This window comes from Spectribacter acetivorans, from assembly GCF_031846305.1.
Classification (GTDB): Bacteria; Pseudomonadota; Gammaproteobacteria; order Nevskiales; family Salinisphaeraceae; genus Spectribacter; species Spectribacter acetivorans.
Genome location: NZ_JAVRHY010000002.1, coordinates 58,205 through 71,392 on the forward strand (window position 1 = coordinate 58,205; position 13,188 = coordinate 71,392).

Annotated in this window: 15 protein-coding genes, 1 tRNA gene and 1 pseudogene; 12 read left to right on the forward strand and 5 right to left on the reverse strand. The window is 65.7% G+C overall.

The annotated features are described in order from the left end of the window. Window positions 1-4: 4 nt before the first annotated feature. Genes dnaX through recR form a run of 3 tightly spaced genes read left to right on the forward strand, consistent with a single transcriptional unit; the run spans window position 5 to window position 2,619 of the window. On the forward strand, window positions 5-1,666 hold the full coding sequence (dnaX, locus tag RM531_RS02240) for a DNA polymerase III subunit gamma/tau (RefSeq protein ID WP_311656972.1): 1,662 nt from the start codon (window positions 5-7) through the stop codon (window positions 1,664-1,666). Between the two features lie 16 nt (window positions 1,667-1,682). Further along, on the forward strand, window positions 1,683-2,009 hold the full coding sequence (locus RM531_RS02245) for a YbaB/EbfC family nucleoid-associated protein (protein WP_349255378.1): 327 nt from the start codon (window positions 1,683-1,685) through the stop codon (window positions 2,007-2,009). Between the two features lie 13 nt (window positions 2,010-2,022). Continuing rightward, window positions 2,023-2,619 (forward strand): recombination mediator RecR, encoded by a 597-nt coding sequence (gene recR / locus RM531_RS02250; RefSeq protein WP_311656975.1) that lies wholly within the window; start codon window positions 2,023-2,025, stop codon window positions 2,617-2,619. Between the two features lie 20 nt (window positions 2,620-2,639). Here recR and rsgA read toward each other — a convergent pair whose 3' ends face one another. After that, the gene (rsgA, locus tag RM531_RS02255; protein ID WP_311656977.1) at window positions 2,640-3,485 is read right to left on the reverse strand and encodes a ribosome small subunit-dependent GTPase A; all 846 of its coding nucleotides are present in this window, start codon (window positions 3,483-3,485) and stop codon (window positions 2,640-2,642) included. 29 nt (window positions 3,486-3,514) lie between these two features. Continuing rightward, entirely contained in the window at window positions 3,515-3,856 is a 342-nt protein-coding gene (locus tag RM531_RS02260) for a 4a-hydroxytetrahydrobiopterin dehydratase (protein WP_311653322.1), read from the reverse strand. 105 nt (window positions 3,857-3,961) lie between these two features. Between RM531_RS02260 and orn the strand changes: the two genes are divergently transcribed. Next, window positions 3,962-4,507 (forward strand): oligoribonuclease, encoded by a 546-nt coding sequence (orn, locus tag RM531_RS02265; RefSeq protein ID WP_311656979.1) that lies wholly within the window; start codon window positions 3,962-3,964, stop codon window positions 4,505-4,507. A gap of 218 nt (window positions 4,508-4,725) precedes the next feature. On the opposite strand, the gene RM531_RS02270 is transcribed toward orn, so the two are convergent. Next, window positions 4,726-4,802: transfer RNA gene (locus tag RM531_RS02270), tRNA-Pro, on the reverse strand. Window positions 4,803-4,806: 4 nt separating this feature from the next. Next, window positions 4,807-5,778, reverse strand: a complete 972-nt coding sequence (locus tag RM531_RS02275; protein ID WP_311656980.1) for a polyprenyl synthetase family protein — start codon at window positions 5,776-5,778, stop codon at window positions 4,807-4,809. A 180-nt stretch (window positions 5,779-5,958) separates the two neighbouring features. On the opposite strand from RM531_RS02275, the pseudogene rplU reads away from it, so the two are divergent. The 5 genes and pseudogenes from rplU to cysC form a co-directional block, all read left to right on the forward strand. Continuing rightward, window positions 5,959-6,261 (forward strand): annotated as a pseudogene (rplU, locus tag RM531_RS02280) (50S ribosomal protein L21); the annotation flags it as partial. A gap of 186 nt (window positions 6,262-6,447) precedes the next feature. Then, on the forward strand, window positions 6,448-6,705 hold the full coding sequence (gene rpmA, locus RM531_RS02285; RefSeq protein WP_311653319.1) for a 50S ribosomal protein L27: 258 nt from the start codon (window positions 6,448-6,450) through the stop codon (window positions 6,703-6,705). Window positions 6,706-6,776: 71 nt separating this feature from the next. After that, window positions 6,777-7,859 carry an Obg family GTPase CgtA gene (cgtA, locus tag RM531_RS02290; RefSeq protein WP_311656981.1) on the forward strand — a complete coding sequence of 361 codons (1,083 nt, stop codon included), beginning with the start codon at window positions 6,777-6,779 and terminating at the stop codon, window positions 7,857-7,859. A 4-nt stretch (window positions 7,860-7,863) separates the two neighbouring features. Beyond that, window positions 7,864-8,982: a glutamate 5-kinase gene (gene proB / locus RM531_RS02295; protein WP_349255380.1), complete on the forward strand. Its 1,119-nt coding sequence runs from the start codon at window positions 7,864-7,866 to the stop codon at window positions 8,980-8,982. A gap of 42 nt (window positions 8,983-9,024) precedes the next feature. After that, window positions 9,025-9,639: an adenylyl-sulfate kinase gene (gene cysC, locus RM531_RS02300; RefSeq protein WP_311656984.1), complete on the forward strand. Its 615-nt coding sequence runs from the start codon at window positions 9,025-9,027 to the stop codon at window positions 9,637-9,639. 94 nt (window positions 9,640-9,733) lie between these two features. Here the strand turns inward: cysC and rpsT are convergent, their stop codons facing one another. Beyond that, complete coding sequence (gene rpsT / locus RM531_RS02305; RefSeq protein WP_311656985.1) at window positions 9,734-9,997, reverse strand: 30S ribosomal protein S20; 264 nt, start codon at window positions 9,995-9,997, stop codon at window positions 9,734-9,736. 165 nt (window positions 9,998-10,162) lie between these two features. Between rpsT and murJ the strand changes: the two genes are divergently transcribed. The 3 genes from murJ to lspA are packed head-to-tail and all read left to right on the forward strand — an operon-like array spanning window position 10,163 to window position 13,183. Then, entirely contained in the window at window positions 10,163-11,719 is a 1,557-nt protein-coding gene (gene murJ, locus RM531_RS02310; RefSeq protein WP_311656987.1) for a murein biosynthesis integral membrane protein MurJ, read from the forward strand. Further along, a complete protein-coding gene (gene ribF, locus RM531_RS02315; protein ID WP_311656988.1) occupies window positions 11,719-12,696 on the forward strand; it encodes a bifunctional riboflavin kinase/FAD synthetase in 978 nt (325 codons plus the stop codon). The genes murJ and ribF overlap by 1 nt, the downstream gene beginning before the upstream one ends. Continuing rightward, window positions 12,689-13,183: a signal peptidase II gene (lspA, locus tag RM531_RS02320; RefSeq protein WP_311656989.1), complete on the forward strand. Its 495-nt coding sequence runs from the start codon at window positions 12,689-12,691 to the stop codon at window positions 13,181-13,183. The genes ribF and lspA overlap by 8 nt, the downstream gene beginning before the upstream one ends. Window positions 13,184-13,188 lie beyond the last annotated feature (5 nt).

The window sequence follows — 13,188 nt, forward strand, 5'->3', positions numbered from 1 at the left end:
TGAGATGAGCTATCAAGCCCTGGCGCGCACCTACCGGCCCCGCCGGTTCGAGGACCTGATCGGCCAGGATCACGTGGTCCGGGCGCTGTCGCATGCCCTGACGTCCGACAAGCTGCACCATGCCCTGCTGTTTTCCGGCACCCGCGGGGTCGGCAAGACCACCCTCGGTCGGATTCTGGCCAAGTGCCTGAACTGCGAACGGGGCAGCGGGGCGAGTCCCTGCGTCGACGACCCCTGCCAGAGCTGCGCGGAAATCGACCAGGGCCGATTCGTCGACCTGATCGAGGTGGACGCGGCCTCCCGCACCGGGGTGGACGATACGCGCGAGCTGATGGAAAACGTCCAGTACGCGCCCACCCGCGGTCGGGTGAAGGTGTATCTCATCGACGAGGTGCACATGCTTTCGCGCCACGCGTTCAACGCGTTGCTGAAGACCCTGGAAGAGCCGCCGCCGCGTATCCAGTTCCTGCTGGCAACCACGGATCCGCAGAAGATACCGGTCACGATCCTGTCGCGCTGCCTGCAGTTTCCGCTCAAACGGCTAACGCTGGCCGACATTGGCGACCAACTCGAACGCATCCTCGGAATCGAGTCGATCAGCGCCGAATCGGGCGCGATTACGGCGATCGCCCGTGCCGCCGACGGCAGCATGCGCGATGCCCTGTCGCTGACCGACCAGGCCGTGGCGTTCGGCGGCGGCGCATTGCGGACTGCCGATGTCCACGAATTGCTCGGCAGCGTCGGCGTGGACCGCCTGACCGGTCTGCTCGACGCCATCGCCCGGGGTGATGCCGCCGGATTGTGGCAGGCGGTGGAGACCCTGGACGAGCGGGCGCCGGATTATGCCGGGCTGCATGATGCCCTGGCCGAGGCCTGGCATCGCATTGCCGTGCTGCAACTGGTGCCGGACAGCGGGATCGATGCCCCGGATGATTATCGAGCGCTGGCGGATCAGCTCGATCCGGCGGATGTACAGCTTTACTACGATATCTGCCTGGCCGGCCGGCGCGATCTCGACTGGGCCCCGGACCCGCGGACCGGTCTGGAAATGACCTGCCTGCGCATGCTCGCCTTTCGGCCGGCTGATACGAGGGGGCCGGAACCGACCACCGCCGGCACCGCGTCCACCCCGTCAGTAGGGCCGGTTGCCGGGCCAGCGCCCGACGCTGACTCGTCGGCGGCGCCGCCCGAGGAAACCGCCGCCCCCGAACCGATGCCGGCCGACTCAGCGCCGCCCGCAACCGACGCTGATCCCGTTTCCAACTGGGAAGGGCTGATTCCGCGCCTCGGTCTGCGCGGCATGACCGCGGAACTGGCTCGCAATTGTGTGTGCCGACAGCTGGACGGCGAGGCGCTGGTTCTCACGCTGCCGCCGGCGCTCCAGCACATGCGCACCGACCGCGCGGTCAAACAGCTGCGCGAGGGGGTTCGCCGGGAACTGGGCGAGTCGGTACGTTTCGAGCTAGGCCTCGGCGAGGGGAATGATAGCGGCGACGACTCACCGGCCCGGCGCGACAAGGTGCGTCAGACCGAGCGGCGCAGCGAAGCCGCGCGCGCACTGGCCGAAGACCCCAACGTGCATGCCCTGCAGAGCCTGCTGGGCGCGCAGCTCAACGAAGATTCCATTGAACCCCGCAACGGCGGTGGTGACGAACAAACCCCATGAATCGGAGGTGCGGCCAATGAAAGGTTCCATCGGCAAACTGATGCAGCAGGCCCAGGAAATGCAGGGCAAGGTGCAGGAGGCCCAGGAAGAGCTGGCGAACATGGAAGTCACCGGCGAGGCCGGCGCCGGGCTGGTCAAGATCGTCATGACCGGCAAGCACGAGGTGCGGTCGGTCCACATCGATGACAGCGTGTTCGAGGAAGACCGCGAACTGCTTGAAGACCTGCTCACGGCTGCCATGAATGACGCCGTGCAGAAGGTCAGTACCACCACGCAGGAACGCATGTCGGATCTGGCGGGGGGCATGAACCTGCCGCCGGGCATGAATTTCCCGGGCATGTAGGCAGGCCGGATTCGTGGCATTCGCCCCCGCACTCGATGCGTTGATCGACGCCTTCCGCGTGCTGCCCGGCGTGGGGCAGAAGACCGCCCAGCGCATGGCATTCCATCTGCTGCAAAGCGAACGGCAGGGTGGGCAGCGATTGGCCCAGGCGCTGGGCGAAGCACTGGAACGCATCGGCCACTGCCGGCAATGCCGCATGTTCGCCGAAGACGAGCTCTGCGACATCTGCCGCTCCAGCCGGCGCGATGCGCGGGTGCTCTGCGTGGTGGAGTCGCCGGCGGATGTGCTGGCGGTGGAACAGAACACCGACTTCCGCGGCCGCTATTTCGTGTTGATGGGGCACCTGTCACCCATCGACGGTATCGGGCCGGAGGAACTGGGCCTGGACCAACTGCGTGAACGCCTGCGAGACGGCGAGGTCAAGGAGCTGATACTAGCCACCGGCGCCACGGTGGAGGGCGACGCCACCGCCAGCTATATCGGCGACCTGGCGGCGCGTCACGGCGCGTCGGCAACGCGCATCGCCCACGGTGTCCCCGTGGGTGGCGAACTCGAATACGTCGATGCCGGCACGCTGGCTCAGGCCTTTTCCGGCCGCCGCCAGCTCTGAGTAGTCCGCCCGCGCGGCGTTCAGGCGCTGGCCAGATAGCGGGCCAGGTGTCGGAAACTGGCCAGCCGCCGCTTCGAAATGGTTCCGGCGGCCACGCCCTGCGCCACCGCACAGCGGGGTTCGCCATCATGCGCGCAATCGCGGAATCGGCATTGCTCGGCTGCCTGCGCCAGTTCCGGAAATCCGTGGATCAGTTCGGACGCCGCCATCGGCCAGAGGCGGATGTCGCGCACGCCGGGCGAATCCAGCACCGCGCCTCCGGCCGGCAGTGGATACAGGCGCGTCGTGGTCGTGGTGTGGCGGCCCTCGCCGCTGCCGGTGGACAGGGTCCCGGTCCGCGGCCGGGCGGCGGGAATCAGCCGGCCGGTCAGCGAGGATTTGCCGGCGCCCGACAGCCCCACGAACACCGCGGTGCCGTGGCCGATATGCGCCACCAGTTCGGTGAGCCCGGCATCCGTCTGGGCGCTGGTGGTCAGCACCGGATAGCCCAGGGCCCGGAATTCGTCGAGCCGTGCGTCCAGAGCCGAATCGGGCAGATCGGCCTTGTGACGCACGATTGACGCCGGCATGCGGTCGATTGACGCGATCGCCAGGTAACGATCCAGTTGCTCGGCACTAATCCCGGGTTTCGGTGCCGCCACCACCAGCATGCGGTCTACGTGGCTGGCCAGCAGCCGCTTGTGGCGTCGAGTGTCGTGCCGCCAGAGGCAGCCCTGGCGCGGATGGATGTGACACAGCCCGGGTGGATCGCTTTGCACCTCGATATCCACCCGGTCGCCCGCAACCGGCGTCAGCGCGCGACTGCCGATCAGTGCATCAATGCTTGGGCCGTCCGCCAGCCGCACCACCGCCCGGCGGCCGTGCACCGCCAGGACGGTCGCTTCCTGCCGGCTGTTCAGGACGCGTCGACCAGCCGGTCGATCTTGGCGGCGCAGATGAAGTCATTCTCCGACAAGCCGCCGATGGAATGGGTGCTGTAATGAATAGTGCAGTTCTTGTATCCGAAGGCGATGTCCGGATGGTGGTCGTCGGTATGCGCAATCCAGGCCACCGCATTCACGAACGCAGTGGTGTGGTAGTAATTCTTGAAGGTGAACTCGCCCCGGATGGCCTTCGCGTCATCGCTGATCGACCAGTTGGAAGACAACTCGCCGCAATGCTGCTCGGCGGTTGCGCGATCCATGGGGGCGACCCCCCCTTCGCAGGGTTGGCAGCGGCGTTGTGCCAGATCACTCATGGCAATGTCCTCGGTAGAATGCGGGGCTAAGTTAACACCCTGCGCAAGGTGGCATCAGCCCCGTCGCCGACCGTGACCGAACCGCTTCAACAAGGGACCGCATTCATGCAACCCAGTGCCGACAACCTGATCTGGATCGATCTCGAAATGACCGGCCTGGACCCGGCCAGTGACGTGATCATAGAGATTGCCACAGCCGTCACCGATGCCCAGCTCAATCTGCTCGCCGAAGGCCCGATCCTGGCCGTGCACCAGCCCGACGCGGTGCTCGACGCCATGGACGACTGGAACACCCGCCAGCACAACGGCTCCGGCCTGGTAGCGCGGGTACAGGCCAGCCGCATCGATGAGGCGGAAGCCGAGCGCCAGACGCTCGAATTTCTTGCCAAGTGGGTGCCGGCCGGCGCGTCGCCAATGTGTGGCAACAGCATCTGCCAGGATCGGCGATTTCTGGCCGGCTACATGCCCGAGCTGCAGCGCTACTTTCACTACCGCCATATCGACGTCAGCACCCTCAAAGAGCTGGCACGGCGCTGGGCGCCCGACGTGGCAGCCGGATTCACCAAGACCAGCGCGCACCTGGCGATGGATGACATCCGCGACTCCATCGCGGAGCTGGCGCACTACCGGGCAAATTTTCTGCGCGGATGAAGTTGCCAGTCAGTGACGTAGGCGAGCGGAAAGCTAACCGAATATGGTCGGGGTAGCAGAATTTGGTAAACGCGGCAGGACTGCCGCGTTGACGGCGCCGTCAGGCGCCGCCCGCAGGGTGCTCGCCAGGGATCGCGAGCATCAACCTACGACCGGGAAGCCGCGTTAGCGCTTCGGAATCGGCGTCACTCGTCTAGTAGTGACAGATTCACTGAATATGGTCGGGGTAGCAGGATTTGAACCTACGACCTCCACCTCCCGAAGATGGCGCTCTACCAAGCTGAGCTATACCCCGAAGTCTAGAAGCTGCGCCGAACAGCGAAATTGGCCAGTTCCAGAAGTGCGCGTTTGGAGGAGGAATCGGGAATCTGATCAAGGGCCGTTCTGGCCTTTGCTGCTTCATCCTCGGCGCGGGCGAGAGTGTATGCCATCGCCCGGGTTGATTCAATCGCTGATCGCACTGCTTCCAGTTGATCACAATCGCCATCCTCAATGGCGCGACGCAGGGCACTGGCATCCTCATCCGTGGCCTGGCTCAGGGCCCAGATAAGCGGCAGGGTCGCTTTGCCCTCGGCCAGATCGTCACCGACGTTCTTGCCGAAGGCATTGTCGGTGGCGTCGTAATCCAGCGCATCGTCCATGATCTGGAATGCAATGCCGAGGTGGCAGCCGTAACGGGCCAGTGCCTCCGACTGGGCCGACGATGCGTCCGCGAGCATGGCGCCGAGCCGGCAACCCGCCGAGAACAGGCTGGCGGTCTTGCGATCCACCACATCCATGTAATCGGCCTCGCTGATGTCCGCACGGTGGGCGTTCATCAGTTGCAGGACCTCGCCCTCGGCGATGCGGTTGGTGGTATCGGCCAGCACCTGCATCACCTGCGGCCGTTCCAGCGCGACCATCATCTGGAACGCGCGGGAGTAGAGGAAATCGCCCGTAAGTACGCTGGCGCTGTTGCCCCATACGGCATTGGCGGTATCCCGGCCGCGGCGCTGCCCGGATTCATCCACCACATCGTCATGCAGCAGGGTGGCGGTGTGGATGAACTCGATGATGGCCGCGAGCAGCCGGTGGTCGTCGTTGCCGCTGAAACCGGCCGCCCGTGCCGCCAGCAACACGGTTGCCGGCCGCAGCCGCTTGCCGCCGCCGGCGATGATGTAGTCGGCGAGGGTCCGGATCAGGACCACATCGGAGTCGAGATGGCGCCGGATGAGCGCATCGACGGCGCGCATGTCGGCTTCAACCGGCTTGAGTATCGGTTCGAGTTGCATGAATGGCCGTCGACGGGAACCGCGCAAACTTAGGCGCCGGGTCCGGGGCTGTCAAGAAAGCTTGCCGAGACCGCGGATTACATTGACCGACAGGCGGCTTGCGCGTAGACTTCGCGCCCTTCGATGAGCGTCATGCGCACTAGCGCCGCGCGCTCGACCCTAGATCAGGAGTTTGTTGAGATGCACGCCGTCATCAGGACCGGAGGCAAGCAGTACCGCGTCAGCGAGGGCGAGACCCTGCGCGTGGAAAAGCTGGATGTCGAGGCCGGAAAGTCTATCGATATCGACGAGGTTTTGCTGGTTTCCGACGGCGAGACTGCTCAGATCGGCACACCGCTGGTGGACGGCGGCAAGGTGACCGCGGAAGTCCAGTCGCATGGCCGCGGTGACAAGATCGACGTGATCAAGTTCAAGCGGCGCAAGAAGTATCGGCGCAAGCAGGGTCACCGTCAGGATTACACGGAACTCAAGGTCACCGGCATTGCCGGCCTGCCCGGGGGCGCCAAGAAGGCCAAGAAAAAGGCCGAGCCGGCAGCACCCAAACAGGATGACCAGGCGCAGGCATCCGACGAAGGCGCCGCCAACGCGGTGGCCAAGTCAGCCGAGCGCGCGGCGGACGACGCCAAGTCAACCGAATAGACTCACGGCATAATCTGAGGAGCCTCAGCGATGGCACATAAAAAAGCAGGCGGCAGTACTCGCAACGGTCGCGATTCCGAGTCGAAACGACTCGGGGTCAAGCGCTTCGGCGGTCAGTCGGTAGTGGCCGGCAACATCATCGTTCGCCAGCGCGGCAGCAGCTTCCATCCGGGCAGCAATGTCGGAATGGGCAAGGATTACACGCTGTTCGCCAAGACTGACGGGCGCGTTGAATTCGCCGTCAAGGGCCCGCGCAACCGCCGGTTCGTGTCCATCGTGGCGGACTGATACCGCAGCCTATGCGGATCTGAAACCCCGCCACCGGCGGGGTTTTTTGTGGGCAATGCCCGGGCAGGACTATGAAATTCGTCGATGAAGCCAATCTGCGCGTCGAAGCCGGCGACGGTGGCAACGGCTGCATGTCGTTTCGACGGGAAAAGTACGTGCCCCGGGGCGGGCCGGACGGCGGTGATGGTGGTGACGGTGGCAGTGTGTATCTGCTGGCCGAGCACAATCTCAATACGCTGTTCGATTATCGCGTCACCCGCCAGATCAAGGCCCAGCGGGGCGCCAATGGCGCCGGCGCCGAGCGCACCGGCGCGCGTGGTGACGATGTCATCCTGCCGGTACCGGTGGGCACGCTCTGTTTCGACGCCGATACCGGCGAGTTGATCGGAGATCTCACCGAACACGGCCAGCAACTCTGCGTGGCCCGAGGCGGCTTCCACGGACTCGGGAACACGCGCTACAAATCCAGCACCAACCGCGCGCCGCGTCAGACCAGCGACGGCTCCCCGGGGGAAAAGCGATCCCTGCGCCTTGAGCTCAAGCTGCTGGCCGAAGTGGGCCTTGTGGGGCTGCCCAATGCCGGCAAATCGACCCTGCTGGCTTCGGTTTCCGGCGCCCGACCGCGGATCGCGGATTATCCCTTTACCACGCTGCACCCCCAGGTGGGTGTGGTCGGGGTCGGGGAGCTGCGCAGCTTCACCATGGTGGATCTGCCTGGGCTGATCGAGGGTGCCGCCCAGGGTGTGGGTCTGGGGCACCGATTCCTGAGGCACATCCAGCGCACGCGATTGCTACTGCACCTGGTTGATCTGTGGCCGGTGGACGGCTCCTCTCCCGAGCAGGCCGTGGCCACCGTGGCCGAGGAACTCGCCGAGTTCAGTCCGGAACTGGCCGGGCGGGAGCGCTGGCTGGTCTGCAACAAGGCCGATCTGCTCGATCAGGCGGACGTCGCCGAGCGGGTCACGGCATTGACCGATGCGCTGGGCTGGACCGGGCCTGTCTACACCATTTCGGCAATCCGGCCCGACAGCGTACAACCGCTGCTGGGCGATATCATGACCTGGCTGGAAGCCCTGCGAGCGGCGGGTTTCACCGACGAGCAGGATCAGGACACGGACACGGGCGACGCGGATGACGACGACTGGATCCAGTAGCGACATGCGCCAGCGCGTGGGTGCCAGCCGGCGCTGGGTCGTCAAGGTCGGCAGTTCGCTGGTGACCAATGACGGCCGCGGGCTGGACCATGCGCGCATTGCCGACTGGGTAGCCCAGATCGCGGCGCTGGCCGAGCAGGGGTATCAGATCGTGGTGGTGTCCTCGGGTGCGGTAGCGGAAGGGCTGGTCCGCCTGGGCTGGCAGCGCCGGCCGGATACGCTCAACGGGCTACAGGCGGCCGCCTCGGTGGGACAGATGGGCCTGGTGGAAGCCTATGAACGGGAATTCCAGCGCCACGGCCTGCGTACCGCCCAGGTGTTGCTGACGCACGAGGAGGTGGCTGACCGCCGGCGTTACCTGAATGCGCGCGGCACGTTGCTGACGCTGCTGGACCTGGGTGTGATTCCGGTCGTCAACGAAAACGACGTCGTGGCCACCGATGAAATCCGGCTGGGTGATAACGACACCCTGGCCGCACTGACCGTCAATCTGGTGGATGCCGATCTGCTGGTGATCCTTACCGATCAGGCCGGCATGTTCGACGCCGATCCGCGTGGCAATCCGGACGCCAGCCTGATCGATACACAGCGGGCCGATGATCCGGCGTTGTTGCCCATGGCCGGCGGTGGCTCCGGCGCGCTGGGTCGCGGCGGCATGCGCACCAAGGTGCAGGCGGCGCAGCAGGCGGCCCGGTCGGGTGCTCACACGCTGATTGCCGACGGCCGCTCCGAGGCCGTGCTCGGGCGGATTGCAGCCGGAGAATCGCTGGGAACCCTGCTGACCGCTGGCGAGCGAAAACTGGCGGCGCGCAAACGCTGGATTGCCGGCCATCGCCAGACGCGTGGCCGCGTCCACGTGGATGCGGGCGCGGCCCGGGTTCTGCGCCAGTCCGGCCGCAGTCTGCTGCCCATCGGCATCACGCGGGTGGAGGGTGAGTTCCGTCGTGGTGATATCGTGGTGTGCGTTGACGCGGAGGGTCGCGACATCGCCCGGGGCATGGCCAACTACGATGCCGCCGAGGTGGCGCGGCTGGCCGGCCGGCCCAGTGGAAACATCATCGATATTCTCGGCTACGCCGGTGATCCGGAATTTCTGCACCGGGACAATCTGGTGCTGATCTGACCATCGCGGCAATTTTTCACTGCAATTCGAGGACTCGAGCCTGTGACCAACAGCAACAACGATCGCTCAACCAACGTGGTGTGGCACGAGCACCGGGTAGCGCACGAATCTCGCGTGCAACGCCTCGGCCAGAAGCCGGGCATTCTCTGGTTCACCGGCCTGTCGGGATCGGGCAAGTCCACGCTGGCCAACGCGCTGGAGGCCAGCCTGTTCGAACAGGGGCGTCTGACCTATGTGCTGGACGGTGACAACATCCGCCACGGACTCAACCGTGACCTGGGTTTCACCGATGAAGCGCGGGTGGAGAACATCCGGCGGATCGGGGAAGTGGCGAAGCTTTTCGTGGATGCCGGGGTGATCGTGCTGACCGCCTTCATCTCGCCGTTCCGGGCCGATCGCGAGATCGTGCGGTCACTGGTCGAGCCGGGTCAATTCATCGAGATACATGCCCGCGCGCCGCTGGATGTCTGCGAGCAGCGTGATCCCAAGGGGCTCTACAAGAAGGCACGGGCGGGGGAAATTCCGCATTTCACCGGCATCGACTCACCCTACGAGGCACCGGAGAATCCCGAACTGATCGTGGATACGGCGGATCACGGGCTCGAGGCGTGCGTGGCGCAGATCAGTGATGCCCTGCGTGAGCGGGGCATGATCTAGATAGTATCCGCGGTTGGGCAGGCTGTTGCGGGACGGCAACGAAAAAGGGCCCGCCGAAGCGGGCCCTTTCCGAGCTATTCGTGCGCGCTGCGGCTTAGCCGAGGGCGCGAATCTGTGCGTTCAGGCGAGACTTGTGCCGCGCGGCCTTGTTCGCGTGAATCCGCCCCTTCCCGGCAAAGCGGTCCAGAACCGGTTCTGCCGCTCGGAATGCAGCCATGGCCGCATCCTTGTCACCGGCGTCGATCGCCTTGCGAACCTTCTTGATGTGCGTACGGGCCAGCGAACGCTGGGCCATGTTATGGGTGCGCCGGACTTCGGACTGGCGGGCGCGCTTGCGCGCTTGCGGGGAGTTGGCCACGAAAAAAGCTCCTGAAGGCATCTGTTTCGGGCGCAGAAACCGCCCGGGAAAGCCCGCTATTATTGGTATTCGGCAGGCGCTTGTCAATGCGCGCGCCGACTTTTGCGCTGGAGGCCGGCGGAATGAAACCGCTATCATCGCGGATTCACGCCAAGGCGCTGTCTGATGTCGTCGTCCCTGCTCAAATCCACCGGCGTCGTGGGCGCCATGACGCTGCTGTCGCGCGTGCTCGGGTTCGCGCGCGACGTGGTGTTCGCCGTGGTATTTGGCGCCGGCGCGGGCATGGATGCGTTCCTGGTCGCGTTCAAGATCCCGAATTTCATGCGCCGGTTGTTTGCCGAGGGCGCGTTCGCGCAATCCTTCGTCCCGGTGCTGTCCGCTACCCGCAGCGGGGGCAGCCAGGCCGAGGTGCAGGCGCTGATCGACGTCGTCAGCGGCACCCTGGCAGTGATTCTGCTGGGAATCACCGTGGTGGGCGTGGTGGCCGCGCCCCTGTTCATCCTGATTTTCGCGCCGGGTTTCGTACTCACCGACGGGCCCGGCCCCCTGGCGGCGGAGCTGCTTCGCTGGACGTTTCCGTATCTGCTGTTCATCTCGCTGACCGCGATGGCGGGCGGCATTCTCAATACCTATGGCCGATTCGCGGTGCCGGCGTTCACGCCGGTGCTACTCAACCTGTGCCTGATCGGTGCCGCCCTGTTGTTGGCGCCGCGGCTGGCACAGCCGGAGCTCGGGCTGGCCATTGGCGTATTTCTGGCCGGGCTGGCGCAGCTGATTTTTCAGGTCCCGTTCCTGTGGCGTCTAGGTCTGCTCCCGCGCCCGCGCTGGGGCTGGCGGGATTCCCAGGTTCGCCGCATCCTGAAGCTGATGCTGCCGATCCTGTTCGGCTCTTCCGTGGCGCAGGTCAATCTGCTGCTGGATACTGCCATCGCGTCGCTGCTGGCGGCGGGCAGTGTCAGCTGGCTGTATTACTCCGATCGCCTGATGGAGTTTCCGTTGGGGGTGTTCTCGATTGCGCTGGGAACCGTCATCCTGCCGAGTCTGTCCGCCCGGCACGCGGAGGCCGAGCCGGCAAGGTTCTCGGCCACGCTGGACTGGGCGCTGAAACTGGTGATCGTGCTGGGCCTGCCGGCCATGGCCGGGCTGTTCGTGCTGGCCGGGCCGCTGATCGCCACGCTGTTCCAGTATCAATCCTTCGGCGTGCAGGACGTGCTGATGAGTCGGTACAGTCTGTGCGCTTACGCATTCGGATTCATGGGTTTTTCGTTGGTGAAAGTGCTGGTGCCGGGCTATTTTTCGCGCGAGGACACGCGCACGCCGGTCCGTTTCGGGGTGATCTCGCTGGCGGCTGCCATGGTCATGAACGTGGTCTTCGTCGGCGCCGTGGTGGCGCTTGACTGGCCCGCTCCGCATGCCGGGCTGGCGCTGGGGACGTCACTGGGGGCCTTCGTCAATGCGGGTCTGCTGTTTCGCGGGTTGCGGGCCGAAGGGGTCTACCAGGCAAGTGCCGGGTGGGTGCCGCTGCTTTCCCGGGTCATGGTGGCGACGCTGACGATGAGCGCCCTGCTGTTCTGGCTGGCCGGGGATATCGACAGCTGGCTGGCGGCGGGGGCGTCGGAGCGGGCGACGTGGTTGTTCACGCTCATCGGCGCCGGTCTGGCGGTTTATGCGGTCGTGATTGCGGTGCTCGGCCTGCGGCCGCGCCACTTGCGGGCCGCCTGATGGAGTTCGTCCGGCGCGTATCGGCGTTGCCGCCGTCGGGGCGCGGCTGCGTGCTCACCATCGGCAATTTCGATGGCGTGCATCGCGGCCATCAGGCGATCATCCAGCGGTTGACGGCGCTGGCGGCCACGCATGATCTGCCGGCGACGCTACTGACCTTCGATCCCACGCCGCTGGAATTCTTCAAGCCGGAGGCGGCGCCGGCACGGCTTTCCAGCCTGCGGGAAAAGATCGAGGATACCGCCCGCTACGGTCTGCACCGGCTGGTGCGAGCCCGGTTTGACGAGCGGTTCGCCGCCCAGTCGCCGGCGGAATTCGTGCGCTCATTGCTGGTGAGGCAGCTGGGTGTGGCGGCGGTGATGGTGGGTACGGACTTCCGTTTCGGCCGCGACCGCGCGGGTGATCTCGCCATGCTCGAGACACTGGGGCGGGAATGCGGTTTCGAGGTATTGCGGGTGCCCACGGTCTCGGTGGATGGCCGGCGCGTGAGCAGCACGCGGGTGCGCGAGGCCCTGGCCGACGGCAAACCGGATGTCGCTGAGACGCTGCTGGGGCGGCCCTACCGCGTTTGTGGGCGGGTGATCCGGGGGCAGCGGCTGGGTCGGTCGCTGGACGTGCCTACCGCCAATCTCGATTTGCGGCGCAAGGTCGCGCCCCGGCACGGGGTTTATGCGGTGCGCGTGCGGCTGACCGACGGTCGCGTGGTGGATGGGGCGGCCAGTCTGGGCACCCGTCCCACGGTCAACGGCCAGGGCTGCCTGCTCGAGGTGCATCTGCTCGATTTCAACGAGGACTTGTACGGCACCCGGATCGAGGTATTCTTCCACGCGTTTCTGCGGGGCGAGACCCGATTCGACAGCACCAGCGCATTGCGCGATGCGATGATGGCGGATATCGACCATGCCCGGGCCCTGCTGGCCCGAATCCATCCGGCCGACGAGCCTAACCCCGATACCAACCGAGGCACCCATGTCTGAGTCCGCGACCGGTCAAGCATTCCGCTATCAGAACGCCCACTGGCTCTGGATCTCGGCAATCGTGATCGTGGCCGACCAGATCACCAAGCAACTGGTGGTCCGCTCGTTCGAGCTCTACGACCGGCTGGTGATCGCGCCGTTCTTCAATCTGGTACGCCTGCACAACACCGGGGCGGCGTTCAGCATGTTTGCGGGGGCGGCGCCGCTGTTCTTCGTCGGCCTGACGGTGGTGGTGAGCATCGGCATCCTGATCTGGCTGCGCCGCAACCCGCATACGGACCGGCTGGTGGCCGCCTCGCTGGCGCTGATCCTGGGCGGGGCGCTGGGTAATGCCATCGACCGTGTCGCCCGCGGGCACGTGATCGATTTTCTCGATCTGCACGCGGCGGGCTATCACTGGCCGGCGTTCAACATCGCCGACTGCGCCATTACCGTGGGTGCCGCGCTGCTGCTGCTGGATATGTGGCGCAAGCGCGGGCCGTCCTGACGCCA

What these genes read in the sequence shown, in the direction of transcription:
- dnaX (WP_311656972.1), top strand. Translation starts at nt 5, where the DNA reads ATGAGCTATCAAGCCCTGGCGCGCACCTACCGGCCCCGCCGGTTCGAG.
- RM531_RS02245 (WP_349255378.1), top strand. Translation starts at nt 1,683, where the DNA reads ATGAAAGGTTCCATCGGCAAACTGATGCAGCAGGCCCAGGAAATGCAG.
- RM531_RS02260 (WP_311653322.1), bottom strand. Translation starts at nt 3,856, where the DNA reads ATGAGTGATCTGGCACAACGCCGCTGCCAACCCTGCGAAGGGGGGGTC.
- orn (WP_311656979.1), top strand. Translation starts at nt 3,962, where the DNA reads ATGCAACCCAGTGCCGACAACCTGATCTGGATCGATCTCGAAATGACC.
- RM531_RS02275 (WP_311656980.1), bottom strand. Translation starts at nt 5,778, where the DNA reads ATGCAACTCGAACCGATACTCAAGCCGGTTGAAGCCGACATGCGCGCC.
- rpmA (WP_311653319.1), top strand. Translation starts at nt 6,448, where the DNA reads ATGGCACATAAAAAAGCAGGCGGCAGTACTCGCAACGGTCGCGATTCC.
- cgtA (WP_311656981.1), top strand. Translation starts at nt 6,777, where the DNA reads ATGAAATTCGTCGATGAAGCCAATCTGCGCGTCGAAGCCGGCGACGGT.
- proB (WP_349255380.1), top strand. Translation starts at nt 7,864, where the DNA reads ATGCGCCAGCGCGTGGGTGCCAGCCGGCGCTGGGTCGTCAAGGTCGGC.
- murJ (WP_311656987.1), top strand. Translation starts at nt 10,163, where the DNA reads ATGTCGTCGTCCCTGCTCAAATCCACCGGCGTCGTGGGCGCCATGACG.
- ribF (WP_311656988.1), top strand. Translation starts at nt 11,719, where the DNA reads ATGGAGTTCGTCCGGCGCGTATCGGCGTTGCCGCCGTCGGGGCGCGGC.
- lspA (WP_311656989.1), top strand. Translation starts at nt 12,689, where the DNA reads ATGTCTGAGTCCGCGACCGGTCAAGCATTCCGCTATCAGAACGCCCAC.